The following is a 24,592-nucleotide window of genomic DNA, read 5'->3' as shown; positions in this document are numbered from 1 at the left end:
AGTAGCATAATTTTTATGAGGTGAAATAATGGATTACAGAAGTGTTTTTAAAGAAAAATTAGGAAAACTTCTTTTTTTAGAAGTAGAAAAAGAAGGATTTAAAAAAATGGTTAAAATACCAGAATACATACAATTTGAAAAAGAAGATTTATTTTTACCTATATCATCTGAATATTTAACTGAAAATATAGGAGATAAAGTAAAAATAAATAATCTTCCAATATATTATATAATAGAAGGAATTTTATTAACTTTAGGTGCAGATAAAGAAATAGGTTTTAGAAATGATTATATAAAGCTTATGATGCAAATACCAGAAGCAGAGGAATGTGGTAAATCTTTAGTTGCTAAAAAAGTAAATGAAGATAAATTAGTAGATGCTTATCTTATTTTAAAAGGTTTATTAACTTCATTTGAAGAAGAAGAATATATGAAAAAATTACTTCTTATAGGTGTGTCTATAAGAGAAGAAAATAAAGATTTTGAAGACATATTATTAGAAGATATAGAATATGCTAAGAAAAATTTTGAAAAATTAAAAGAGCCATATCTTTATAAAAGTATAATTTATAGAGATTTAGGAGATTACCAAGGTGCTAGAGTAGAAGTAAATGAATATTTGATTAGAGGTGGGGAACAAACACCTGAAATTGAAATGTTAATGAGAGATATAGAAAACATAACTTCATATGAAGAAGCAATAGAACTTTTAGAGAAAGATACTGAAAAGGCAATAGGAATATTTCTTGATTTAGTTGAAAAATTTGATACAAATCCACTTATATATTATTATCTAGGAGTTGGATATAGAAAAATAGGAAAACATGAAAAAGCAATTGAATATCTTCTTGAAAGTTTAAGAATAGATAGTGGTATATTAGAAGTTGTAAATGAAATAGGAATAAATTATGCGTGTTTAGGAGCTTACGAAGAAGCAGAAAAATATTTAAGAAAAGCTTTTGAAGCTTCAAGAGAAGTTGAAATATGTACAAATTTAATAATGTGCTATATAAACTTAGGAAGATTAGAAGATGCTAAAGCTCATTTAGAAATAGCAGAAAAATTAGATAAAGATGATGAAATAGTAATAAAAATAAGAAAATTTTTAGATAAAAAATAATATTAAATATATAATTAATAGACATATGTATAATAGTCATGTATATTTAAACAAATTTAGAGAATTATATAATAATGAATAAAAAATAAACTCTGCAATAAATTTTGCAGAGTTTTATTTTAAATATTGTCTTTCTTTAATATAGGGCTAATGATATAATATAAAAAAATAAATTGAGGTGTATGCATGATATTTAAAGATTATAAAATAGAAGAGTTTATAAATGATTTAGCATCAGATTCTCCAGCACCAGGTGGAGGGAGTACAGCTGCTTTAGTTGGAGCTTTATCAGGTGCATTAAATTCAATGGTATATTCATTAACTGTTGGGAAAAAATCTTTTGAAAAATTAGATGAAAATAAAAAAGAGGAATTATTATTATTCAAAATAGAATCAGAAAAGTTTATAAAAAGATCAATTGAACTTATGGAAGAGGATAGAAAAGCTTTTAGTGAATTAATGAATGGTTATAAGATACCTAAAGAAAAAGAAGATAGAGAAGAAAAAATACAAAAATTAACTATAGGAGCTCTTATGGCTCCATTAAAAATGTCAAGAGAGGCTTTGAAATTTTATGAAAACATAAAATTTGGAGTAACATATGGAAATAAAATGCTAGTTTCAGATGGAGGCGTTTCTGCAATATTACTTCATTCAACAATAGAAAGTTCAATATTAAATGTTATGGTAAATTTAAAATATATAAATGATTTAAATTTTAAAAAAGAAATAGAAGAAGAAATTGAAAATACCATGAAAGTTTCATTAGAAAAAAAGAATGAAATAATGAAATTAGTTTATAGTTCTGTAAAATAAAAATGTTCAGCAAAAATTTTGCTGAACATTTTTTTTAAGGTAAATCATTTAAAGTTTTAAAAGTATATCCTTCATTTTGAAGAGTAGTTAAAACATCTTTTAGAATTTTAACGTTAGTATCAGATACAGCATGTAAAAGCATTATACATCCTGGATGAACAGAAGATAAAATTTTCTTTTTACCTTCTTCTGGACTAGGCTGAGAATCTACAAGCCAATCTCTATAAGCAAAGCTCCAAAAAATACTTTTATAACCTAGTTCTTTAGTTTTAATAAGAGAATCTTTAGAGTATTTTCCCATTGGTGGTCTAAAGAATTTAGGGATTTCTTTCCCAGTAACATCTCTATATGCATCTTCTACATCTTTGAACTCTTTATTGAAAGCTTCGTTTGTTAGAGTTGGCATTGATAAGTGTTTAGAAGAGTGATTACCAACAATATGACCTTCATCTACCATTCTTTTAATTAGATTAGGATATGAAGTTATATAAGGCTTAACAACGAAAAAAGTAGCTTTTACATTAGTTTCTTTTAAAATATCTAGTATTTTTTCAGTATTACCATTTTCATATCCTTCATCAAAAGTTAGAAAGATTTCTTTTTTTGAAGTATCCCCTAAAAAATATGAATCGGTTTCTGATAAAAATGAAGCTGATTCTTTTGGAGCTTCTGGAGTAGTGTTTTTACCTCTAGAAACAAAATACCAACTATATTCACTGTTAGATTGAGAAAAAACTTTTGTAAAAGGTATCATTAGAATAGAAATTATTAATACTAATCCTATCAAAAAAATTTTTTTATGTCTCATAAAAAAACCTCCTTTCAAAATTAGTATGGAAAAAATAATTGATAAATAAACATGGAAAATTTTATTTTAAAATAAAGTTTATGTACTTTGTTGAAATAAAAGGGGTAGTAGAGTATAATTTATAAGTATAGTTTAAAAAAGAAAGGAATGTACATAGATGAAGTTAGGAATCGTTGGTTTACCTAATGTAGGTAAGAGTACTTTATTTAATGCAATAACAAAAGCAGGAGCAGAATCAGCTAACTATCCATTCTGTACTATAGAGCCAAATGTAGGGGTTGTAAGTGTTCCAGATAAAAGATTAGATGTATTAGAAAAAATGTATAACACAAAAAAGAAAGTTTATACTGCAATAGAGTTTTATGATATAGCTGGATTAGTAAAAGGAGCTTCAAAAGGAGAAGGTCTTGGAAATAAATTTTTATCTCATATAAGAGAAGTTGCATCTATAGTCCATGTTGTAAGATGTTTTGATGATGGAAATGTTGTTCACGTAGAAGGATCAGTAGACCCAATTAGAGATATTGAAACAATAAGTTTAGAACTTATATTTGCAGATATTGACGTTCTTGAAAGAAGAATGGAAAAAGGAGCTAAACTTGCAAGATCAGGAGATAAAAATGCAAAAATAGAATATGCATTAATGGAAAGATTAAAAGCTCACTTAGAAGAGAATAAACCTGCAAGAACTTTAGAAGTTACAGAAGATGAAGAAAAAATTATAAAAAGCTTTATGTTAATAACTTCAAAACCAGTTCTATATGCATGTAATATATCAGAAGATGATATGATGAGCGGAAATTTAGAAAATGAATATGTTAAGAAAGTTAAAGAATTTGCAGCTAATGAAAATTCAGGTACAGTTGTAGTAAGTGCAAAACTTGAAGAAGAATTATCAGGTCTTGAAGATGAAGAAAAAATGGAAATGCTAAGCGAATATGGATTAGAAGAATCAGGATTAGATAAATTAATTCAGGCTAGCTACAAATTATTAGGACTTATAAGTTATTTAACAGCTGGAGTTCAAGAAGTTAGAGCTTGGACAATAAAAGAAGGAACTAAAGCTCCACAAGCTGCTGGAAAAATTCACTCAGATATTGAAAGAGGATTTATAAGAGCAGAAGTTGTAGCATATGATGATTTAATAGAATGTGGATCAGAAGCAGCTGCTAAAGAAGCAGGTAAGTTCAGATTAGAAGGAAAAGAATATGTTATGAAAGATGGAGATGTAGTAAACTTCAGATTTAACGTATAAAAAAAGGATGCAATAAGCATCCTTTTTTTTATTGGCGGGAATATGTAGGAATTGAACCTACCCATGATGGTATTAGCACCACAACTCGGTTTTGAAGACCGGTAAGCCCACCAGAACTTATCTATTCCCATAACTATTTAAATTTTACATAAGAAAAAAATAAAAGTCAAACTTGTTCAGAAAAAATTAACAAAAAAAGAGGAAATGGAGACTTTTGGTAGAATAAATATATTAAGTGGTTAAAAGTGGTTGGATGTGGTTAAAAATAGTTGAAACTATATTAAAATCACGATAAAGTATAAAAGGAGAAAAATATGTTTATAGGAGAGTACAATCATGCCTTAGATAGTAAAAATAGAATGATAATTCCTTCAAAGTTAAGAGAAGAATTAAATGGCAAGTTTGTTATAACTAAAGGGTTAGATGGTTGTCTTTACGTATATCCTATAAATGAATGGACCAAACTAGAAGAAAAATTAAAAACATTACCCTTAACAGATAAAAATGCTAGAGCTTTTGTAAGATTCTTTTTTTCAGGAGCATGTGAAATAGAAATGGATAAACAGGGAAGAGCTTTAATTCCACAAAATCTAAAAGAATATGCTAAAATAGAAAAGGAAATAGTAAGTATAGGAGTACTAACTAGAATCGAAATATGGAGCAAAGAAAGTTGGATTGAATATAATGATTCTAATATAGATTTTGATTCAATATCAGAAAGTATGAGTAGTCTAGGGATTTAAAAGGAGACAAAAGAATGGAATTTAAACATGTATCAGTTCTTTTAGACGAATGTATAGAAGGATTGAATATAAAAGAAAATGGAATTTATGTAGATTGTACATTAGGTGGAGCAGGACATTCATCAGAAATAATAAAAAGATTATCAAAAGATGGAACTCTTATAGGAATAGATCAAGATAAAGATGCTTTAAAAGCTGCAGGGGAAAGATTAAAAGACTATGAAAATAAAAAATTAGTACATAGTAATTTCTATAGAATAGGGTCTGTTATAGAAGAATTAGAAATAGAAGGTGTGGATGGAATTCTTATGGATTTAGGTGTTTCATCATATCAACTAGATAATGCAGAAAGAGGATTTAGTTATATGCAAGATGCACCTCTAGATATGAGAATGAATAGAGATGATGATTTTTCAGCATATGATATAGTAAATGGATATTCAGAAGAAGAACTATGGAAAATAATAAGAGATTATGGAGAAGATAAATTTGCAAAAAGGATTGCAAATTTTATTGTTACAGCAAGAGCTGAAAAGCCTATAGAAACTACATTAGAGTTAGTTGAAATAATAAAAAATGCAATTCCAGCAAAAGCGAGACGTGAAGGACCACATCCTGCTAAAAGAACTTTCCAAGCAATAAGGATTGAAGTAAATGGAGAACTTAAAATTTTAAATAAAGCTATTGAAGATGGGGTTAAAAAATTAAATAAAGGTGGAAGAATGTGTATTATAACATTCCATTCATTAGAAGATAGAATAGTTAAATTAAAATTTAGAGATTTAGCAGATCCATGTAAGTGTCCAAAGGAATTTCCAATATGCGTATGTGGGAAAAAACCTACAGTTAAATTAGTAAAAAGAAAAGCTATTGAGCCAAGTAAAAAAGAAGTGGAAGAAAATCCAAGAAGTAGAAGTGCAAAACTTAGAATAATAGAAAAATTGTAAAGTTTAGGTATAAAATTATTGGGGGGTTAATAAAATGGTAAAGAGAGAATTTGATTATATAAATGGGAGCACAGCTGTAAAACCTGAGAGAAAAATTCAAAGAAAAGAAAGAAATTATGAAGAGTACAGAAAAGCAAAAATTAGGAGACAAAAATTAAAAAAGCAAGAAAAATCAAAAAAATTTAGAAACATGATACAAATAGCTATGGTAGTTTTAGTCTTAGGATCAATAACTATTTATAGAGATGGAAAAGTTTATTCGTTAAAATCTGATTTGAAAAATGTAAATAAAGAAATCAAAATTTTAGATGCTGAGAATGAGGCTATTAGAGTAGATTTACTTAAGAATTCTTCTCTAAAGAATATTGAAAATAATGCGAAAAATAAAATTAAAATGTTAGAAAATTCAGAAGCAAAAAAGATAGAGATTGATTTAAGCACTAATCATTTAGGAGATTTAATGAACAATAAGTAAAAGGTTTTGAGTAATTAAACGGGGGAATTGGGTTTGAAAAAAAGAAAATTTGTTGATAGGGCATTAACATATAAGAGAATGCGTTTATTTTTAATTGTATTGACTTTAATTTTTGCCTTTTTATCTTTTCGACTTGCATATATAATGGTAATTCAACATGAAAAACTTTCAGCAGGAGCTGAAGAGCAATGGACAAGTGAAGTAAAAATAGATGCTAGAAGAGGTAGAATATTAGACAGAAATGGAAGAGAACTTGCAGTTTCAGCAAATGTATATAGAGTAGATTTTGATTTGAATTCAATAAGAAAGTATATTGAAAGTAAAGATACAACTTTAGAAGCAATATCAGAAAAAATATCTGAAGCTGTAGGAATGGAAAATAAAGATGTATTAAAAAAGCTTAATACAAAATTACCAAGTGGTAAAAATGCAGGTTCTGCAACTCTTATAAGGCGTATAGAAAAAGAACCAGCAGATAAAGTAAGGGCATTAAATATAAACGGTGTTATAGTTTCACCAGATACTAAAAGATATTATCCAAATAATAATTTTGCAGCTCATGTGTTAGGTTCAACTAATATTGATGGACAAGGACTTACAGGTATAGAACTTCAATATAATGAAGAACTTTCAGGAGTTCCAGGAATGAAAATTTCAGAAATGGATGCAACAGGAAGTGATTTACCTTATACTATATCAAAATTTACACCTCCAGTTAATGGAAGTGATGTAACATTAACTATAGATGAAAACATACAATTTTTTGCAGAAAAAGCAGCAGAAAAAGCTCTTGCTGATAATAAAGCAAAATCAGTATCAGTAACTGTTATGGATCCAAATACAGGTGAAATTTTAGCGCTTACAAATAAAGATGATTTTGATCCAAATGAACCGTTTAAAGGTGCAGAAAATTTTTCAGGTTCAACTGAATTTGAAAAAGTTCAAAAAATGTGGAGAAATAAAGTTGTTAATGATACTTTTGAACCAGGATCAATTTTTAAAGTAATTACATCTGCAGCTGCAATGGAAGAAGGGTTAGTTAAAGAAACAGATACTTTTGTTTGCAATGGAAGCTTGAAATATGGTAATAGAGCTATAAAATGTTGGAAAACAGGTGGTCATGGTACTTTAACATTCCCAGAAATAATTCAAAATTCATGTAATGTAGGATTTATGGAACTTGGAAAAAGAATAGGAAAAGAAAAGTTATATGAATATATTAAAAAATTTGGACTAGGACAAGTAAGTGGAGTAGATTTACCTGGAGAAGCAAAAGGAATAGTTAAGCATCCAAAGAATATGTCAGAAACTGATTTAGCAACTATATCTTTTGGACAAACAAATACAGTAAATCCTATTCAATTCTTAACTGCTATAAATGCAGTTGCAAATGGAGGGAAACTTATACAACCACATGTAATGAAAGAAATAAATAGAGAAAGTTCAGAAGGTGTTGTTGTAAATGTTGATACATTTAAACCTAAAACAAAACAAATAATCAGTGAAGCAGTTACAACTGAATTAAGAAAACATATGGAAAGAGTTGTACTTTATGGTTCAGCTAAAAATGCCGCAGTAGAAGGATATACAATTGCAGGAAAAACAGGAACAGCGCAAAAAGTTATAGATGGAAAATATGCCCCTCAAAAATATATATCATCTTTTATAGGAATGGCACCAGTTGACAATCCAAAAGTAACAGTTATGATAACAATAGATGAACCAAGTAATGGACAATATTATGCTGGAGTAGTTACAAGTCCAGTTGCAAAAGGATTATTTACGGATATTTTTAATTATATGGAAAATAGTTTTTCTAAAGAAAATAATTCTGCTATAATAAAGGATGTTATAATTCCTGAAATTAGAGAAAAAAGTTTAGAGGAAGCAAAAACTATATTAAAAAAAGAAAAAATAGATTATAATATAGAAGGAAATGGAGACACTGTAGTAGGAGTTAGTCCATATCCAGGATATGCTGTAAAGGAAGGTACTAAAATAAATATCTATACAGAAGAAAATAACACAAAGAAAAATGCTGTTGTTATGCCTAATGTAGTTGGATATACAAAAGAATCAGCAAGTGAAATCCTAAGCAAGCTTGGAATAAGTTATAATTTTAAAGGTGAAGGAACAGTTTCAAAGCAAAGTATACCAAGTGGTGAGTTAATTAATAAAGGAACCACCGTGGATTTAACTTTAAATTCTTAATAAAGTAGTTTATTATAGCATGTAGGAAATTCTTACATGCTATTTTTAATAATAAATATGTAATCTTATCAATCTTAGATGCATAAAATTTTAAGAGGAGTTGATTTTAGTGGAACTAAAGAAGCTTTTAGAAGGCTTACACTATGAGATAATAAAAGGGAAAAATGACGGGGAAGTAAAAAATGTAAACTATGATAGTAGAAAGGTTTTACAAGGGGATCTTTTTGTATGTATAAAAGGATTTACAAGCGATGGTCATAAATTTGCATCTAAGGCAATAGAAAATGGAGCTAAATATATAGTTTGTGAAGAAATAGTTGATTGTAATGATGATATTACATTAATAAAAGTTGAAGATAGTAGAAAAGCTTTAGCAGTAATTGGATCAAACTTTTATGAAAATCCAAAAGATAAACTAAAGATAATAGGTGTTACAGGAACTAATGGTAAAACAACAACTGCATTTATGATAAAAAGTATATTAGAAAATGCAGGAAAAAAAGTTGGACTTATAGGAACAATTGCTAATTATATTGGAGATAAAAAATTAGACACAGAAAGAACTACACCAGAATCATTAGAATTACATGAATTATTTTCAAAAATGGTTAAAGAAAATGTTGAGTTTTGTGTTATGGAAATATCATCACATTCTTTAGAGTTAGATAGAGTTTATGGAATTAGATTTCAAAGTGGATTATTTACAAATTTAACAAGAGATCATTTAGATTTTCATAAGACTTTTGAAAATTATTATAAAGCAAAATTTAAGCTATTTCCAAGAAGTGAACAATCTATAATAAATATAGATACAGATTGGGGAAAAAGAGTAGTTGAAGATTTAGAAGCTTTAGACATAAAAAATTATAAAACATATTCTCTTAAAGAAGGTAATATTATAGCTAAAGATATAGTAGAACATGGTATGGATACTAAATTTACTGTAGATTTAGATGGAGAAAAAGAAGAAATGTTACTTCCTATACCAGGAAACTATAATATATATAATGCACTAGGGGCTATTTTAGCATGTAAAAATGCTGGTTTAAAATTAAGAGAGATAAAAGAAGGATTAAAAGATGTATCAGTTCCAGGAAGATGTGAAAGAGTTATGAAAAATATGAATCTTCCTTATGAAATTTTAATTGATTATGCTCATACTCCAGATGGCCTTTTAAACATACTTGAAACTTGTAGAGAGTTTACAAAAGGAAGACTTATATCAGTATTTGGTTGTGGTGGAGATAGAGATAAATTAAAAAGACCAGAAATGGGTGATATAGGTACAAGATTATCAGATATAGCAATAATAACATCAGATAATCCAAGAACTGAAGATGAAGAATCTATAATTGAAGATATAATTAAAGGGGTTAAAGAAGGAGAGTATATAAAAATAACTAATAGACGTGAAGCAATTAAAAAAGCTTTAGAGATAGCTAAAAAAGATGATGTTATTTTAATAGCTGGTAAAGGACATGAAACTTATCAAATACTTAAAACAGGAAAAATACATTTTGATGAAAGAGAAGTTATAGAAGAAATATTAAAGAAAAACTAGAGGTGTTTAAAATGGAACTTACAGTAAAAGAATTAAAAGAATATTCTAAAGGAGAATTTCTAACAGAAACAATAGATGCAAAAATAAATGTACTATCAACAGATACAAGAAAGATAGAAAAAGGAAATGTTTTTTTAGCTTTAAAAGGAGCTAATTTTAATGGAAATGAATATGCTAGCAAAGCTTTTGAATTAGGAGCTGAAGTTTGTATAGTTGATGAAGTTCTTTTTGATTTAGAAAAATATAAAGATAAAGTAATTATAAAAGTAGAAGATACTAAAAAAGCACTTTTAGATATTGCACATGGATATAGAAATAAATTAGGGATAAAAGTAGTTGGAATAACTGGATCAACAGGTAAAACTAGCACTAAAGATTTAACTACTGCATTTTTAAGTGGAAAATACAAAGTATTTAAAACAAAAGGAAATTTTAATAATGAAATAGGACTTCCACTTATGATATTACAATTAGATAGTAGCTATGATATAGCAGTACTTGAGATGGGAATGAGTGATTTTGGTGAGATTCACAATTTAGTTAAATGTGCTAGACCTGATATTGCTCTTATGACTAATATAGGAATTTCTCATATTGAAATTTTAAAAACAAGAGATAATATATTAAAGGCAAAAATGGAAATAACAGATTATTTTTCAAAAGAAAATATCATTATAGTTAATGGAGAAGATGATAAATTAACAAATATTTCTTCAAATGAGTATGAAGTAGTAAAAGTTGGATATAATTCAGAATATGAATGTTTCGCAACTGATATAAATGCAACTTTAGAAAAAACAGAATTTACTTTAAATTATAAAGGACAAAAAGCTAGAATATCATTAGATATGGTAGGAAAGCACAATGTTTTAAATGCACTTCTTGGAATAGAAGCAGGGTTTAAATTAGGATTAAGTATTGAAGAAATGATAAAAGGACTTGAAAATTTAGAAGCTACTTCTATGAGATTAGAATTTATAGATGGTAAAAGTGTAAATATTATAAATGACTGTTATAATGCAAGTCCAGATTCAATGAAATCAGGTTTAGATGTTTTAAAAATGAAAGAAGGAAGAAAAGTAGCTATATTAGGAACTATGCTTCAATTAGGTGCAGAAGCTAAAAAAGCACATAAAGAAGTAGGAGCTTATGCAAAAGATATTGCAGATTTATTAATAGTTACTGGAGATTTTAGAGAAGATTTCAAAGAAGGCTTTGAAAAAGAAAGCATAAAATTATATAATACTAAAGTGAGTCTTATAGAGGATCTAAAAAATGTTATACAAAAAGGTGATAATATTTTAGTTAAAGCTTCAAGAGGCGAAAAATACGAAGAGATAGTTAGAGAATTAAAAAATATCTAATTAAACGAAGGAGGTGAGCTACTAGGATTCTAGTAGCAAGAAAATTATGGGGGATTTTTCAAATTTAATTAACCCGACGATGCTGTTTGCATTAATAGTAGGATTAGTTGTAGCATTAATATTAGGTCCAATATTTATACCATTATTACACAAGTTTAAGTTTGGACAAAATATAAGGGAAGATGGACCTCAAAGCCATCTAAAAAAAGCAGGAACACCAACAATGGGAGGAATAATTTTTATTATAGCTATTATCGTAGTTATGATATCAATGAGATATAGTATTTCATCAGAAGGAATGATTATTCTTTATTCAATGATTGCATTTGGATTTATAGGATTACTTGATGATATGCTTAAGATAATTCATAAAAATAATTTAGGATTAAGAGCATGGCAAAAAATGATTTTATTATTACTTTTCTCAGTAGCAATGGCTTATTATGCATATGCTAATATAGGTTCAACTATATCAGTGCCATTTACTGATATACATCTAAGTTTAGGAATTATCTATATCCCATTAGTTATAATTTATTATGCAGCAACAACAAATGCAGTAAATTTAACAGATGGGCTAGATGGTCTTGCTACAAGTGTGACAATAATAGTTCTTATATTCTTTACTATTGTTTCTGTTAAAGAAGGGAAAGAAGATATAGCAGTATTTTGTATAGGGTTAATTGGAGCCTTATTAGGTTTCTTAAAATATAACAGATTTAAAGCAAAAATATTTATGGGAGATACAGGATCTCTTGCTCTTGGAGGAGCTATAGGAAGTATAGCATTACTTTTAAAAATGCCAATAATAGTAGTTATAGTTGGCGGAATTTATGTATTTGAAGCTGCTTCAGTTATAATCCAAGTTATTTCATTTAAAACAAGAGGTAAAAGAGTATTTAAAATGGCACCTGTACATCATCACTTTGAACAATTAGGATGGAGTGAAGTAAAGGTAGTTAGAGTTTTTTCATTAATAACAATAGCACTTTGTATTATAGGGTATGTTTCACTTTAGAAAAAAATAGTGGAGGAGTTTTGATATGAGAGGTAAAAAACTCGATATAAAAAAGGGTAAAAATGGTCAAATAGATATATGGTTATTTGCAATAATAGCAACTCTTTTGTCAATAGGAGTTGTAATGGTATATTCAGCAAGCTCATATTTTTCTATGTTTGAATCAAATGATAGTACTGTATTTTTTAAAAAACAAGCTATGTGGGCAGTACTTGGAATAATAGCAATGATTATTACAATGAGAATTGATTATCATAATTATAGAAACAAGAGACTTATGTATGGGCTATATATTGTAACAGCAATTCTTTTATGTGCAGTTTTTCTTTTCCCAGCTACTAAAGGAGCTCAAAGGTGGATAAAGTTGCCTGGAGGAATGTCTTTTCAGCCTTCAGAGCTTGCCAAATATACTGTTGTTTTATTCTTAGCTTATAAGTTAACAAAGCTAGGAAAAAATATAAAAAGCTTAACAAAAGGAGTAATTCCTTGTTTAGCATATGCAGGTATAATTGCAGGGATAATATTAAGCCAAAAAAATCTAAGTATAGCATCTGTAACAATGATGGTTTCATTTGCTATGATATTTATAGCTGGTGCAAGATTTAAGGATATGTTTGGAAAAATAGCACCACTTTTGGTTTTAGCAGCAGTAGGTTTTACATTTAGTTCGCCATACAGATACGCAAGACTTACTAATTTTGTAGATCCATGGAAAGATCCAGCTGGAAATGGATATCAGCTTATACAATCTTTATATGCACTAGGTTCAGGTGGAATAACTGGACTTGGACTTGGTCAATCAAGACAAAAAACTATGTATATGCCAGAGCCACATAATGATTTCATATTTTCAATAATAGGAGAAGAATTAGGGCTTATAGGATGTTTAGTTATAATTACTCTGTTTATTGCATTTATATGGCGTGGAATAAAGATAGCTATGGAAGCTAAAGATAGCTATGGATCTTTAATAGCTGTTGGAATAACTTCTATAATAGGAGTTCAATGTCTTATTAATATAGCAGTTGTAACAGGTTCAATGCCAGTTACTGGAGTTCCTTTACCATTTATAAGTTATGGAGGTTCATCTCTGGTAATAAACTTGGCAGCTATGGGAATTCTATTGAATATATCTAGGCAAAAACAAGTGAAAATTGAAAGATAAATTTTAAGGAAAACTTAGTTTAAACTAAGTTTTCCTTTTTTAATGAACTTTATTAAGAGATTATTAAGATATGATAGTGAAAAAAATATGGAAAAATGATATTATATTAGTATAAATAAAAAAATATACTAGGGGAATTATGGTTTATGAGAAAAATTAAAAGTGTGGGGAGAATAAGAAAAAGGAAAGGAAAAGCTTTTCTAAAAGGACTTTTTATACTTTCTTTTCTTTTGATTGGAATATTACTTTTTTTAACTAAGTCTGACTTTTTTAATATTAAAGAAGTTTATGTAAAAGGTGAAAATCTAACTTTAGAGGAAAGTTTAAAAGAAAAAGGAAAGAATTTTATTGGCGAAAATATACTATTTTTAAAATCAAAAGATGTTATAAGTAGTCTAAATGAAAATCCTTATGTTAAAAGTGTAAATATTAGTAGAAAATTACCTAATAAACTTATATTAGATGTAGAAGAAAGTGATGTAGCTTTTTATATAGGAAAAGGAAAAAATGCTTATATTTTAAGTAGTAATCTAAGGATACTAGAGAAAAATAATAATGGTAATTTAAACTCTGATATAAAAAACCTTGTTGAAATAACAGGTATTAAATTAGATAAAATAAAAATAGGGGATAAGCTTATAGATGCTGAAGATAAAATAGTAGATAACATATGTAAAAATATATATGAAATAAAAAAAGTAAATAAAACAAAACATAAGATAAATAGAGTAGATTTCTCTAATTTGTCTAGAATAACAATATGGATAGGACAGGTAGAAATAAGGGTTGGAGATGGAACAGATTTTATAAGTAAGGTAAATACTGCTTTAAATATATTAGAAAATAAAGAATTAAAAATGGAAAAAGGATATATTGATTTAAGCTTTGATGGATCTCCAATTATAAATAGGGGGGAGAGTAAATAATTATGAAAAAAGTAACGTCACAGATTTCCATAGGAATTGTTTGTGTATTACTAGGTTTTTTACTTACGTATCAATTTAAAGCTTTAACAAAAAAAAGCGATACTGATTATGATAAAAATGATATTTTACATCAAGTAGATGCTTTGAAAAAGCAAAAAGATGAATTGGAAAAGACAAATAAAGGCTTAACAGAGAAGGTTAAAGAATTAGAAGATGCAGCAACAAAAGAAGGAAATATAGGTGGAGAAATAAAAAATAGGTTAAATAATTCTAGGATGATTTTAGGACTTTTAGATGTAGAAGGGCCTGGAATTGAAATAACAATAACTCCTAAAACTTCTCTTTTTGGGTCAAACTCAGAAAGTGGTGGTAGTAGTCTAGTTACAGAGGATGAATTAGTTCATATAGTTAATTTATTAAAGTTTGCAAGAGCAGAAGCTATTTCCATTAATGGACATAGAATAACACCACAAACTGGTATAAAAAATTCTAAAAATTATATTTGGATAGGAACATCTGGACAAGTTAGCCCAGAGCAAAAAATAATTATAAAAGCAATTGGGGACAAAGCAAGATTAAAGGTTGCTTTGAATTTTCCAGGAGGTCTAGATTATGGATCACTTCAAAATTACAATTGTGATATTGAAGAAAAAGACAATATAATTATAGAAAAAACTACTCAAAGTTTAAAAACTGAGTATTTAAAACCAGTTAAGGAGGGGGAATAAAATGATTCCAACTATAGGAATTTTAATAGGGGTAATTTTAGGATTTATTTTTGATATAAATGTGCCAGAAAGATTTTCTCCGTATATGTCAGTGGCAATACTTGCATGTTTAGATTCTGTTTTTGGTGCAATACGAGCAAATATGTCAAAAAATTTTAAGGTTGATATTTTTATTTCAGGGTTTTTTGGTAATGCTTTATTAGCAGCCGGATTAGCATATTTAGGTGATAAATTAGGAATTCCTATATATATAGCAGCTGTTATTGTTTTTGGAGGAAGAATATTTGATAATTTTGCTATAATTAGAAGGCTTATACTAGAACGTATAAAGTCTAAATAGGTGAGATTAATGAGAAGTTATAGTAAGAAATTTATAATATTTTTCTTGTCGATATTTCTAGGAATACTTATTTCTTCTAATTCTAATTTTAATGGAATAAAAAAATATTTTTCATTGGATTTTAGAGAGTATAATGATGCTGCTATAGAGAGAAATGACTTATATAAAAAAATTTCTAGTTTAGAAAAAGCAAATAAGAAAAATACAGAGTTAATAGAATCTTATAAAAATAGTAATAGTAGTAATACTAAAGAAGTTATAAAACTTATGAAAGAGCAGACAGAATATTATGGAATGCTTACAGGTTCAGTACCAGTTGAAGGACCAGGAATTCTTTTGAAAATAAATGATGGAGATATTTATAATAAAGATAATAATAGTGTAGAAATAGCAAATAAGATATTTCATGATAGAGATGTACAATTAGTGATAAATGAATTAAAAAAAGCTGGCGCAGAAGCAATAATGATAAATAACTATAGATTAACGCCAACTACTGGACTTTCTTGTAATGGACCATTTATAATATTTCAAGATGAACATACTGAATATGCTCCTTTTTATATTTATGCCATTGGAAATCCAGAAGAAATGGAGGCTGCTATTCTTTCAGAAGAGAGTCATATAAGACAACTTCAGTTAAGAGAATTATCGATAGAAATAGAAAAAATGGATAATATAAAAATGCCAGCAGCTTCAAATGAAGTAAAATCTGAATACATGAAAGAAACTGTAGAAAATAAAGATAAAAAATAATAAAATTTTGATGTAAATAAAGGGTTTTAGAGATTTTTAGAGAATATATAATTTAGGGTCAAACAATGGAGGCTTATTATGAGTATTAAAGAAAATATTAAAAAAATAAAAGAAGAAATAGGCGATAATGTTAAGCTTTTAGTTGTATCTAAAACTCGTAGTTTAGAAGAGATGGAAGAAGCTTATGAAATAGGTGAAAGAGATTTTGCTGAAAATAAGGTTCAAGAGTTAGTTTACAAAGAAGAAAATTTCCATAAAGATGTTAATTGGCACTTAATTGGAAAACTTCAAACTAATAAGGTAAAATATATAGTTGGAAAAACTGCTCTTATTCATTCTTTATCAAGTGTTAAGTTATTACAAATGATTGAGAAAAAATTTGGAGAATCAAATGAAATAGCTAATGTTTTAATTCAAATTAACATAGGAAGAGAAGAATCTAAAAGTGGGATTCTTGAAGAAGATTTAGAAGAACTTATATTAGAAGTTGAAAAATGTAATTTTGTAAAAGTTAAAGGAATAATGGTTATTATTCCTAAAGGTGATGAAGAATCAAATAGAATGTATTTTAGAAAAACTAAAGAAATATTTGATGATTTAAAAACTAAAAAATTTAAAAATATAGTAATGGAAACTCTTTCAATGGGAATGACTCATGATTATAAAATAGCTATAGAAGAAGGTGCAAACACAATACGTGTTGGTACAGGGATATTTGGAGAAAGAGATTATAGTAAATAGGAGGAAATGAAAATATGGCAAATATGGTTTCAAAAATGAAAAACTTTTTAGGATTTGGAGATGAAGATGAAGATATCGATGATTTCGATGACGATAGATTCGATGATGATGAATTAGCACACAGTGATGATTATGAAGAAGAAAGTGGGCCTGTTATAATTGGTGGTGGAAGAAATAATAAGGTTGTAAATATCCACAATAATGCATCTGCAAAAGTATTAATAACAAAACCAACTTCATATGAAGAATCAATGGAAATTTGTGATGCTTTAAGTAACAGAAGAATAGTTGTTATAAATACAGCAAATCTTGAAAATAAAACAGCAAGAAGACTTCTAGATTTTATAAGTGGAGCATCATATGCATTAAAAGGAGATTTCCAAGAAATTGATAAAGGTGTTTATATTCTTTCACCTTCAAATGTAGAAGTTACTAATGAATTAAAAAGTGAGTTATCATCAAAAGCTTTATTTAATTGGAGCAAGTAGGTGAAAATATATGTCAAGATTAGTACTGACATTTATAGATGCTTTATTTAATATTTTAGAATTGTTTATATTAGCAGATGTAATATTTTCATTTATACGAAATGTAAACTTAGGTTCGATAAGGGAGTTTGTATCAGCAATTGTAAATCCAATTTTAGCACCTTTTAGAAGTCTACTTTTTAAAATATTAGGATATAGCCAAATTGACTTCTCTCCACTTCTTGCTATAATAGCTTTAGATATTATAAAAAATTTAATTATAAGGTTGTTGTTTTAGCATGAATAAAGAAGATTTTTTTAAAAATTTTAAGGAAGAAGATAAAAATGAAATTATAAATCTTTACGATAAATTTAATTTAGCTTTAGAGAAAGATATAACTTTATTTTCAAATGAATTTTATACACCAAATATTTGGACTATATTTAGAGATAATATAAAAATAAAGGACTTTAAAATAGAATCTTATGGGGTATTCAATGAGGCAGAAAGAAAAATTATTAGTTTTAATAATTTATACCAAATTGAATATCCAATTAAGGTTGTAAAAATAAAAAATAAGTCTAAATTTAAAAATCTTTCTCATAAAGATTACTTAGGAAGTATTATGTCATTAGGGATAAAGAGAAATAAATTAGGAGATCTTATCGTAAAAGATGATATTTGCTATGTTGCTGCTTTTTCAGATATAGCAGAATATATAGCTTCAAATTTAAATAGAATTTCTAATGTCAGTTGTGATATAGATATTTTAGAAGCAGATGAAGTAGATATAAGATATGAATTTATAGAAGAAGTAATAAATGTTCAATCAAAAAGATTAGACTCAATTGTTTCTAAGATAACGAGAAAATCTAGAAGTACAGCAGAAGAGATTATTTCTAGAGGTGATGTGCTTATCAATTATTCTGTATATAGAGATAAAAGTAAAGAAGTTAAAGAAAACGATAGGATAACTGTAAGAAAATATGGTAAGTATATTCTAGGAAGTATAGTTGGGAATAGTAAAAGTGGTAAATTAAAAGTTATTATAAAAAAATATACATAGAAAAGGTGGTATTATTATTATGAAATTAACTCCAATGGATATAAACAATAAAGAGTTTAAAAAAGGGTTAAGAGGATATAATTCAGATGAAGTTGATGAATTCTTAGATGAGGTTATTGAAAATTACGAGGAATTATATAAAGAAAATTCAAAATTAAAAGAAAAGATAACAGTTTTAAATGAGCAAATAGATCATTATGCTAAAATAGAAAGCACAATACAAAATACACTTTTATTAGCTCAAAATGCAGCAGATCAAGCTAAAGAAAGTTCACAAAAAGAAGCTGAACTTGTAGTTAAAAATGCTAATGAAACTGCACAAAAAATAGTTGATAAGGCACACAATGATGTGATTCAAATAAATGATGAATTTGATAGAATAAAACAAGAGTTTATTAAATTTAGAGTTAAATTTAGAAACTTTATGAATACACAGCTAGAGACATTTGATGATTTAGAAAGAGATTTAAATAAAAATTATTCAATTGCAACTCCAATTGATGAATTCATGCCAAAAGAAATTGGATATAATGAAGAAGTTGTTGATGAAGTTGTAGAAGATGTACAAGCTGATGATTTAGATGAAATAAAGAGCTTTTTTGCAAGCGATGTAGAATAATTATTAAAAGGTTGATATTACAAAATATAAGTAATATCAACCTTTTTTATTATATTATTGAGATAAATTATTTATTATATTATAATTGAGAAGTAATAAATTGTAGGAGTATATAAATGGAAGAAAAAATTTTTGAGATAAATGAAGAAAGTAAAGGAATTAGAATAGATAAATTTATAACAGATATTATGGAAGGTAAATCTAGATCTTATATACAAGGAATGATAGAAGAAGGGTATGTTCTTGTAAATAATAAAAAGGTTAAGAGTAATTATAAACTAAAATTAAATGATGTTATAAAAACAACTATAAAAGAGCCAGTAGAATTAGAAGTAAAAAAAGAAAATATTCCAATAGATATATTATATGAAGATTCTGATGTAATTGTTGTAAATAAACCTAAAGGTATGGTTGTTCATCCTGCACCAGGAAATTATGAAGGAACTCTTGTAAATGCACTTCTTTACCATTGTAAAGATTTATCTAGTATAAATGGGGTAATAAGACCTGGTATAGTTCATAGAATAGATAAGGATACTACAGGAGTTTTAGTAGTTGCAAAAAATGATGAAGCTCATGTTAAACTTTCAGAGCAACTTAAGGATCATAGCATGAAAAGAGAATATTATGCACTTGTGGAAGGAAGACTTAAAAAAGATAGTGGAACTATAGATAAACCTCTTGCAAGAAGTAAAAGAGATAGATTAAAGATAGCAATAACAGCGGATGGAAAGAGAGCTGTAACTCATTATAGTGTTATAGAAAGATTTAAAAATTCTACTCTTGTTAAATGTGTATTGGAAACAGGAAGAACTCATCAGATAAGAGTACATATGTCATCTATTGGATATCCTTTAGTTGGAGATCCTTTATATGGATTTAAAAAACAGAAGTTTAAAGATGATGGACAAATGCTTCATGCAAAAGTTCTTGGATTTATTCATCCTAGAACAGGAGAATATATGGAGTTTTCTTCAGAACTACCAGAAAATTATAAAAAATTATTAGAAAATTTAAGAAAAGATTGTATTTAGGAGGAGTTATACTTGAAATTAAAAGCAAATCTTTTAGATGATAAAGCAATAAAAAGAAGTTTAATTAGAATATCTCATGAAATCATTGAAAGAAATAAAGGAGTAGATGATTTAGTATTAGTTGGGATAAAAAGAAGAGGATATCCTCTTGCAAAAAGAATATCAAAGCAGATAGAGCAAATAGAAGGTGTAAAAATAGAAGTTGGATATGTTGATATTACACTTTATAGAGATGATTTAACGTTAGATAGTGATACTCCTAACTTTAAGGGAACTGACTTAGGAGTTAACATAAAAAATAAAAAAGTAATTATTGTTGATGATGTTTTATATACATGTAGAACTGTTAGAGCAGCAATTGATGCAATTATTGATGTAGGAAGACCTAATGGAATACAACTAGCAGTTCTTATAGATAGAGGACATAAAGAGCTTCCTATAAGAGCAGATTATGTTGGTAAAAATATACCTACATCTAAAGATGAGGTAATTGGTGTTAAAATAGAAGAAATAGATGGGGAAGACTCAGTTAAAATATACGAAAAAGAATAGGGAGAACATAAATGGATTATAAATTAATTGCAACAACTACGTTTGGAATAGAAGGAATAACTGCAAAAGAGCTTAAAGCTTTAGGATATGAAAATCTTAAATCTGAAAATGGAAAAGTATTTTTTGAAGGTGATGAGATGGATATTGCCATTGCAAATACTCATTTAAGAACTGCTGATAGAGTACTTATAAATATGGCAGAATTTGAAGCTAGAAGCTTTGAGGAATTATTCCAAGGTACAAAAAAAGTAAATTGGAGTAGTATTATTCCGAAAAATGGTGTTATGCACGTAACTGGTAAATCAATAAAATCTACTCTTCACAGTGTTCCAGATTGCCAATCTATTGTTAAAAAAGCAATTGTAACTAGTATGAGTGAGGCATATGGAATAAATACTTTTCCAGAAGATGGACCAGTATATAAAATAGAGGTTGCTATTTTAAAAGATAAAGTAACTCTTACTATAGATACTACAGGACCAGGACTTCATAAAAGAGGATATAGAGAAAATTCAGGAGCAGCTCCATTAAAAGAAACACTTGCAGCATCTATGGTTTTACTTTCAAGATGGAAAAAAGATTATACACTAATAGATCCTTTTTGTGGTTCAGGAACTATATTAATAGAAGCGTGTATGATAATGCAAAACATAGCACCTGGGCTTAATAGAAGCTTTGTATGCGAAACTTGGCCAACTATGGATAAAGAAATATTTGATCAAGTTAGAGAAGGAGCTAGAAATGCTATAAAAGATTATGATTTAGATATTATAGGTTATGATATAGATAAAAGAGTTTTAAGAACTGCTAAAAACAATGCTGTAAAAGCTGGAGTTGATAAATGGGTTAAATTCCAAGAAAGAGATTTTAAAGCTTTTTCAAACAAACATAAATATGGATTTATAATTACAAATCCTCCATATGGAGAAAGATTGAGTGATTATAAAGAAGTTGAAATGTTAAATAAAATATTTGGTAAGTATAAAAAGCAATATGATACTTGGGAATTTAATATCCTTACTTCTTTTGAGAACTTTGGTAAAGCTTTTGGAATAAAAGAAACAAAAAATAGAAAACTTTATAACGGTAAATTAAAATGTTATTATTATCAATATTTTGATAATGATAAAATAAAAAATGCTGGTGATACAGTAGTTCAGTGTTTAATTGGATAAGAAATTAACGATTAATGATAAAAAAACGGATTTAAAAAATCCGTTTTTTTTATTTATTATAGCTGTTTAATATTTAAGTTAGGAAAATCTTTTGGCTCTGTATAAAGAGTCCAGTTAGTATGATAAATTACCATTCCTGGCTTTCCATTAGCAGGTTTTTTAAGATTTTTAACAAAAGTATAATCTACAGGAACTTTTGAAGAAAATTTAGCTTTGCTATAATAAGCTGCAATAACAGATGCTTCTTCAATAGTATTATCTATTAATTCATCAGTACAGACAATAACATGAGAACCTGGAATATCTTTAGTATGAAGCCATAAGTAATTCTTTTTAGCAAATTTTAAACTTAAATAATCATTTTGTATATTATTTTTTCCAACATAAATATCTATGCCGTCAGAAGAAACAAAGTGAAGAGGTTTTGATTTTTTATGATTTGATTTTTTTAGTTTTTTAAATTTCAAATAACCTGTCTCCATAAGTTCCTCTTTTATTTCATCAATTTCTCCATAATCCTCTATATTTAAAAGGTTTGTTAAAACTGAATTTAAATATTCTAATTCATGCTCATTTTTCTCAAGTTGAATAAAAGCTTCTTCTTCAGCTTTTTTCATTTTATTGTATTTTTTATAATATAGCTGAACATTTTGTGAAGCAGATTTATTTTCATTTAAAGGTATAGTAATATTTTCTAAATTTACGCTATAAAAATTTTGAAGGGTTATTGATTTTTCTCCTTCTTTTATAGAATATATATAGGAAGTTAATAAATCACCATAAACTTTAAATTTTTCTTTTTGAGCACAATCTTCAATAGTTTTATTTAAAATCTTATCTTTCTTTTTACATCTATCAATATTAGTATTTAAAAATCTTTGAAGATCATTTGATTTGTTATGAAGTCTATCTTGTTTATCTTTTTTAAAGAAATAATCTTCTATTAATTCAGATGGAGAATCATAAGTTATAAAATTGCTAAATTCTTTTTTAAATTTAAAGCAATGAAAATCTTTAAAATTACCATTCTCATCTATAAATATATTAAATGAAACATTTTCCTTTAAATTTTGGAACAGATTTTTCAATAAATCATATAATTTTGAATCATCATTTATTGAAGATAAATTTTCTTCATTTTCTAAATATAATTCTTTAGATAGGGGTTTGCTTATACCTATGAAAGTATTTGAAAAAAAGTTTTCGTTTAATTCTTCTAAAGTATTTACAAAAGGTTTAAATTCCTCTAAAGTAAAATTATATGGATTTAATTTAGTTGATTTTGGTGGATAAACATATTCTGTACCAGGATATAAAACTCTAAAAGTATTTATATCAGGAGTAATGTGTTTTATACATTCCATAACTTTATTATCTCTTTCACGTACAAGAGAAATATTGGAATGTCTACCCATTATTTCGATAATAAGAGAGTATTTACTGTTAAAGCCAAGTTCATCATTTGCAGATATTTTAATTTCAATTAATCTATCTCCATTTATTTGGACTACATCCAGGATTGTACCTCCTAAAAGGTATTTTCTTAAAACCATAGTAAATAATGGGGCTTTAAGTGGATTTTCTTTTGGAATGTTTGTTAGATGCATTCTAGAAAATCTAGGAGAAGCAGAAATTAATAGTTTATGGTTTTTTCTATTATTTCTAATTGTTAATATAATTTCATCTTTTTCAGGCTGATTTATTTTATCAATTTTACCATTTATTAAATATTCTTTTAAGTTATCTATTAAACTATTTAAAAATATACCATCTAGTGCCATTTATATTTCCTTCTTTCTAAGATTGTTTAAGGATAGTATAACATTAGATGATTAGATTTATCAATAAAATAAGCGGAGGGGAATAAAACATGAAATTTGTTAAAATGCATGGAATAGGTAATGATTTTATCTTTGTAGAAGATTTAGAAAATAAATTAGTAGAAAAAGAAAGTGAAATTGCAATAAAGGTTTGTGATAGACATTTTGGAATAGGAGCAGATGGATTAGTATTAGTTAGAAGTTCAAAAAATTGTGATATACAAATGACTATTATAAATAGTGATGGTTCTAAGCCAAATATGTGCGGAAATGCAATAAGATGTTTTAGTAGATATGTATATGATAAAGGTTTTGTAAAAGGAAAGGAATTTTCAGTAGAAACTGGTGATGGAAGAAAAGATATAAAATTAAATTTAAAAGGTGAAGAAGTTACTGGAGTTAGAGTGTTTATGGGAAAAGAATCTTATAAAGCTTCAGATATTCCATTAAAAGAAGGATTAGAAGAAATAATAAACTTTAAAGTTGATGTTTGTGGAAATGAAGTATTATTAAATACTGCTTTAGTTGGAGTACCACATACAGTAATAATAGATAATGAAGATAAATTTAAAACTAATTTTGGTAAGAATATAGAAAAATTAGAAATATTTAAAGAAGGTTCAAATATTAACTTTATAAAGATAATAGATAAAGAACATATAATAGTAAGAACTTGGGAACGTGGAGCAGGAGAAACTTTAGCTTGTGGAACAGGAGCATGTGCAAGTGTAGCAATTTTAAATAGATTGGGACATGTTTATAAAAATGTAGAGGTAACACTTCCAGGAGGTAAGCTTAATATAGATTTAGAAGAAGAGGGAATTTATATGACAGGCCCAGGAGAATATATTTGTGAAGGTGAAATATTATAATTTGTAAAAGGG

General features: G+C 27.2%; 26 protein-coding genes and 1 tRNA gene. 24 read left to right on the top strand and 3 right to left on the bottom strand.

Going from position 1 to position 24,592, the window contains the following annotated elements:
• Positions 1 to 28 precede the first annotated feature (28 nt).
• Positions 29 to 1,120, top strand: coding sequence for a tetratricopeptide repeat protein (locus CLTHE_RS07670; RefSeq protein WP_002597674.1), 1,092 nt, complete (start codon positions 29 to 31; stop codon positions 1,118 to 1,120).
• Positions 1,121 to 1,306: 186 nt separating this feature from the next.
• Positions 1,307 to 1,936: a cyclodeaminase/cyclohydrolase family protein gene (locus tag CLTHE_RS07665; RefSeq protein ID WP_080022725.1), complete on the top strand. Its 630-nt coding sequence runs from the start codon at positions 1,307 to 1,309 to the stop codon at positions 1,934 to 1,936.
• 34 nt (positions 1,937 to 1,970) lie between these two features.
• Here the strand turns inward: CLTHE_RS07665 and pdaA are convergent, their stop codons facing one another.
• Entirely contained in the window at positions 1,971 to 2,744 is a 774-nt protein-coding gene (gene pdaA, locus CLTHE_RS07660) for a delta-lactam-biosynthetic de-N-acetylase (protein ID WP_080022724.1), read from the bottom strand.
• A gap of 157 nt (positions 2,745 to 2,901) precedes the next feature.
• Here pdaA and ychF point away from each other — a divergent pair, with 157 nt between their 5' ends.
• Positions 2,902 to 3,999, top strand: coding sequence for a redox-regulated ATPase YchF (gene ychF, locus CLTHE_RS07655; protein WP_002597677.1), 1,098 nt, complete (start codon positions 2,902 to 2,904; stop codon positions 3,997 to 3,999).
• A gap of 32 nt (positions 4,000 to 4,031) precedes the next feature.
• Here ychF and CLTHE_RS07650 read toward each other — a convergent pair.
• Positions 4,032 to 4,128, bottom strand: a tRNA-Sec gene (locus CLTHE_RS07650).
• Between the two features lie 185 nt (positions 4,129 to 4,313).
• Here CLTHE_RS07650 and mraZ point away from each other — a divergent pair.
• The 20 genes from mraZ (at position 4,314) to CLTHE_RS07550 (ending at position 21,888) form a co-directional block, all read left to right on the top strand.
• On the top strand, positions 4,314 to 4,742 hold the full coding sequence (gene mraZ / locus CLTHE_RS07645; protein WP_080022723.1) for a division/cell wall cluster transcriptional repressor MraZ: 429 nt from the start codon (positions 4,314 to 4,316) through the stop codon (positions 4,740 to 4,742).
• A gap of 14 nt (positions 4,743 to 4,756) precedes the next feature.
• On the top strand, positions 4,757 to 5,689 hold the full coding sequence (gene rsmH / locus CLTHE_RS07640) for a 16S rRNA (cytosine(1402)-N(4))-methyltransferase RsmH (protein WP_080022722.1): 933 nt from the start codon (positions 4,757 to 4,759) through the stop codon (positions 5,687 to 5,689).
• 34 nt (positions 5,690 to 5,723) lie between these two features.
• On the top strand, positions 5,724 to 6,164 hold the full coding sequence (locus tag CLTHE_RS07635) for a hypothetical protein (RefSeq protein ID WP_080022721.1): 441 nt from the start codon (positions 5,724 to 5,726) through the stop codon (positions 6,162 to 6,164).
• A gap of 33 nt (positions 6,165 to 6,197) precedes the next feature.
• The gene (locus CLTHE_RS07630; protein ID WP_080022720.1) at positions 6,198 to 8,375 is read left to right on the top strand and encodes a stage V sporulation protein D; all 2,178 of its coding nucleotides are present in this window, start codon (positions 6,198 to 6,200) and stop codon (positions 8,373 to 8,375) included.
• Between the two features lie 109 nt (positions 8,376 to 8,484).
• Positions 8,485 to 9,936 carry a UDP-N-acetylmuramoyl-L-alanyl-D-glutamate--2,6-diaminopimelate ligase gene (locus CLTHE_RS07625; protein WP_080022719.1) on the top strand — a complete coding sequence of 484 codons (1,452 nt, stop codon included), beginning with the start codon at positions 8,485 to 8,487 and terminating at the stop codon, positions 9,934 to 9,936.
• A gap of 11 nt (positions 9,937 to 9,947) precedes the next feature.
• A complete protein-coding gene (locus CLTHE_RS07620; RefSeq protein WP_080022718.1) occupies positions 9,948 to 11,300 on the top strand; it encodes a UDP-N-acetylmuramoyl-tripeptide--D-alanyl-D-alanine ligase in 1,353 nt (450 codons plus the stop codon).
• Between the two features lie 46 nt (positions 11,301 to 11,346).
• Complete coding sequence (gene mraY, locus CLTHE_RS07615) at positions 11,347 to 12,318, top strand: phospho-N-acetylmuramoyl-pentapeptide-transferase (RefSeq protein WP_080022717.1); 972 nt, start codon at positions 11,347 to 11,349, stop codon at positions 12,316 to 12,318.
• A gap of 25 nt (positions 12,319 to 12,343) precedes the next feature.
• Positions 12,344 to 13,483: a stage V sporulation protein E gene (gene spoVE / locus CLTHE_RS07610; RefSeq protein ID WP_080022716.1), complete on the top strand. Its 1,140-nt coding sequence runs from the start codon at positions 12,344 to 12,346 to the stop codon at positions 13,481 to 13,483.
• Between the two features lie 146 nt (positions 13,484 to 13,629).
• On the top strand, positions 13,630 to 14,409 hold the full coding sequence (locus tag CLTHE_RS07605) for a cell division protein FtsQ/DivIB (protein ID WP_080022715.1): 780 nt from the start codon (positions 13,630 to 13,632) through the stop codon (positions 14,407 to 14,409).
• Positions 14,410 to 14,411: 2 nt separating this feature from the next.
• Complete coding sequence (locus CLTHE_RS07600) at positions 14,412 to 15,137, top strand: DUF881 domain-containing protein (protein ID WP_080022714.1); 726 nt, start codon at positions 14,412 to 14,414, stop codon at positions 15,135 to 15,137.
• 1 nt (position 15,138) lies between these two features.
• The gene (locus tag CLTHE_RS07595) at positions 15,139 to 15,477 is read left to right on the top strand and encodes a small basic family protein (RefSeq protein WP_002597688.1); all 339 of its coding nucleotides are present in this window, start codon (positions 15,139 to 15,141) and stop codon (positions 15,475 to 15,477) included.
• Between the two features lie 9 nt (positions 15,478 to 15,486).
• Positions 15,487 to 16,233, top strand: a complete 747-nt coding sequence (locus CLTHE_RS07590) for a DUF881 domain-containing protein (RefSeq protein WP_080022713.1) — start codon at positions 15,487 to 15,489, stop codon at positions 16,231 to 16,233.
• Between the two features lie 78 nt (positions 16,234 to 16,311).
• Positions 16,312 to 16,974 (top strand): YggS family pyridoxal phosphate-dependent enzyme, encoded by a 663-nt coding sequence (locus CLTHE_RS07585; protein WP_002597690.1) that lies wholly within the window; start codon positions 16,312 to 16,314, stop codon positions 16,972 to 16,974.
• 14 nt (positions 16,975 to 16,988) lie between these two features.
• Positions 16,989 to 17,462 (top strand): cell division protein SepF, encoded by a 474-nt coding sequence (locus CLTHE_RS07580; protein WP_002597691.1) that lies wholly within the window; start codon positions 16,989 to 16,991, stop codon positions 17,460 to 17,462.
• Between the two features lie 10 nt (positions 17,463 to 17,472).
• Positions 17,473 to 17,739 (top strand): YggT family protein, encoded by a 267-nt coding sequence (locus CLTHE_RS07575; RefSeq protein WP_002597692.1) that lies wholly within the window; start codon positions 17,473 to 17,475, stop codon positions 17,737 to 17,739.
• Position 17,740: 1 nt separating this feature from the next.
• The gene (locus CLTHE_RS07570) at positions 17,741 to 18,508 is read left to right on the top strand and encodes a YlmH family RNA-binding protein (protein WP_080022712.1); all 768 of its coding nucleotides are present in this window, start codon (positions 17,741 to 17,743) and stop codon (positions 18,506 to 18,508) included.
• Positions 18,509 to 18,527: 19 nt separating this feature from the next.
• On the top strand, positions 18,528 to 19,127 hold the full coding sequence (locus CLTHE_RS07565; protein WP_002597694.1) for a DivIVA domain-containing protein: 600 nt from the start codon (positions 18,528 to 18,530) through the stop codon (positions 19,125 to 19,127).
• A 116-nt stretch (positions 19,128 to 19,243) separates the two neighbouring features.
• Positions 19,244 to 20,161: an RluA family pseudouridine synthase gene (locus CLTHE_RS07560; RefSeq protein ID WP_080022711.1), complete on the top strand. Its 918-nt coding sequence runs from the start codon at positions 19,244 to 19,246 to the stop codon at positions 20,159 to 20,161.
• Positions 20,162 to 20,173: 12 nt separating this feature from the next.
• The gene (gene pyrR, locus CLTHE_RS07555; protein ID WP_080022710.1) at positions 20,174 to 20,713 is read left to right on the top strand and encodes a bifunctional pyr operon transcriptional regulator/uracil phosphoribosyltransferase PyrR; all 540 of its coding nucleotides are present in this window, start codon (positions 20,174 to 20,176) and stop codon (positions 20,711 to 20,713) included.
• 11 nt (positions 20,714 to 20,724) lie between these two features.
• Complete coding sequence (locus CLTHE_RS07550) at positions 20,725 to 21,888, top strand: THUMP domain-containing class I SAM-dependent RNA methyltransferase (RefSeq protein WP_080022709.1); 1,164 nt, start codon at positions 20,725 to 20,727, stop codon at positions 21,886 to 21,888.
• Positions 21,889 to 21,944: 56 nt separating this feature from the next.
• On the opposite strand, the gene CLTHE_RS07545 is transcribed toward CLTHE_RS07550, so the two are convergent.
• Complete coding sequence (locus tag CLTHE_RS07545; protein ID WP_080022708.1) at positions 21,945 to 23,669, bottom strand: Rqc2 family fibronectin-binding protein; 1,725 nt, start codon at positions 23,667 to 23,669, stop codon at positions 21,945 to 21,947.
• 89 nt (positions 23,670 to 23,758) lie between these two features.
• Between CLTHE_RS07545 and dapF the strand changes: the two genes are divergently transcribed.
• Complete coding sequence (gene dapF / locus CLTHE_RS07540; protein WP_080022707.1) at positions 23,759 to 24,580, top strand: diaminopimelate epimerase; 822 nt, start codon at positions 23,759 to 23,761, stop codon at positions 24,578 to 24,580.
• Positions 24,581 to 24,592: the final 12 nt, after the last annotated feature.

The sequence above is a fragment of the Clostridium thermobutyricum DSM 4928 genome (assembly GCF_002050515.1).
GTDB lineage: Bacteria > Bacillota > Clostridia > Clostridiales > Clostridiaceae > Clostridium > Clostridium thermobutyricum.
Note: the sequence above shows the minus strand (reverse complement) of the source record. Positions and strands in the feature narration are given on the sequence as shown.

What these genes read in the sequence shown, in the direction of transcription:
- CLTHE_RS07670 (WP_002597674.1), top strand. Translation starts at nt 29, where the DNA reads ATGGATTACAGAAGTGTTTTTAAAGAAAAATTAGGAAAACTTCTTTTT.
- CLTHE_RS07665 (WP_080022725.1), top strand. Translation starts at nt 1,307, where the DNA reads ATGATATTTAAAGATTATAAAATAGAAGAGTTTATAAATGATTTAGCA.
- pdaA (WP_080022724.1), bottom strand. Translation starts at nt 2,744, where the DNA reads ATGAGACATAAAAAAATTTTTTTGATAGGATTAGTATTAATAATTTCT.
- ychF (WP_002597677.1), top strand. Translation starts at nt 2,902, where the DNA reads ATGAAGTTAGGAATCGTTGGTTTACCTAATGTAGGTAAGAGTACTTTA.
- mraZ (WP_080022723.1), top strand. Translation starts at nt 4,314, where the DNA reads ATGTTTATAGGAGAGTACAATCATGCCTTAGATAGTAAAAATAGAATG.
- rsmH (WP_080022722.1), top strand. Translation starts at nt 4,757, where the DNA reads ATGGAATTTAAACATGTATCAGTTCTTTTAGACGAATGTATAGAAGGA.
- CLTHE_RS07635 (WP_080022721.1), top strand. Translation starts at nt 5,724, where the DNA reads ATGGTAAAGAGAGAATTTGATTATATAAATGGGAGCACAGCTGTAAAA.
- CLTHE_RS07620 (WP_080022718.1), top strand. Translation starts at nt 9,948, where the DNA reads ATGGAACTTACAGTAAAAGAATTAAAAGAATATTCTAAAGGAGAATTT.
- mraY (WP_080022717.1), top strand. Translation starts at nt 11,347, where the DNA reads ATGGGGGATTTTTCAAATTTAATTAACCCGACGATGCTGTTTGCATTA.
- spoVE (WP_080022716.1), top strand. Translation starts at nt 12,344, where the DNA reads ATGAGAGGTAAAAAACTCGATATAAAAAAGGGTAAAAATGGTCAAATA.
- CLTHE_RS07605 (WP_080022715.1), top strand. Translation starts at nt 13,630, where the DNA reads ATGAGAAAAATTAAAAGTGTGGGGAGAATAAGAAAAAGGAAAGGAAAA.
- CLTHE_RS07600 (WP_080022714.1), top strand. Translation starts at nt 14,412, where the DNA reads ATGAAAAAAGTAACGTCACAGATTTCCATAGGAATTGTTTGTGTATTA.
- CLTHE_RS07595 (WP_002597688.1), top strand. Translation starts at nt 15,139, where the DNA reads ATGATTCCAACTATAGGAATTTTAATAGGGGTAATTTTAGGATTTATT.
- CLTHE_RS07590 (WP_080022713.1), top strand. Translation starts at nt 15,487, where the DNA reads ATGAGAAGTTATAGTAAGAAATTTATAATATTTTTCTTGTCGATATTT.
- CLTHE_RS07585 (WP_002597690.1), top strand. Translation starts at nt 16,312, where the DNA reads ATGAGTATTAAAGAAAATATTAAAAAAATAAAAGAAGAAATAGGCGAT.
- CLTHE_RS07580 (WP_002597691.1), top strand. Translation starts at nt 16,989, where the DNA reads ATGGCAAATATGGTTTCAAAAATGAAAAACTTTTTAGGATTTGGAGAT.
- CLTHE_RS07575 (WP_002597692.1), top strand. Translation starts at nt 17,473, where the DNA reads ATGTCAAGATTAGTACTGACATTTATAGATGCTTTATTTAATATTTTA.
- CLTHE_RS07570 (WP_080022712.1), top strand. Translation starts at nt 17,741, where the DNA reads ATGAATAAAGAAGATTTTTTTAAAAATTTTAAGGAAGAAGATAAAAAT.
- CLTHE_RS07565 (WP_002597694.1), top strand. Translation starts at nt 18,528, where the DNA reads ATGAAATTAACTCCAATGGATATAAACAATAAAGAGTTTAAAAAAGGG.
- CLTHE_RS07560 (WP_080022711.1), top strand. Translation starts at nt 19,244, where the DNA reads ATGGAAGAAAAAATTTTTGAGATAAATGAAGAAAGTAAAGGAATTAGA.
- CLTHE_RS07550 (WP_080022709.1), top strand. Translation starts at nt 20,725, where the DNA reads ATGGATTATAAATTAATTGCAACAACTACGTTTGGAATAGAAGGAATA.
- CLTHE_RS07545 (WP_080022708.1), bottom strand. Translation starts at nt 23,669, where the DNA reads ATGGCACTAGATGGTATATTTTTAAATAGTTTAATAGATAACTTAAAA.
- dapF (WP_080022707.1), top strand. Translation starts at nt 23,759, where the DNA reads ATGAAATTTGTTAAAATGCATGGAATAGGTAATGATTTTATCTTTGTA.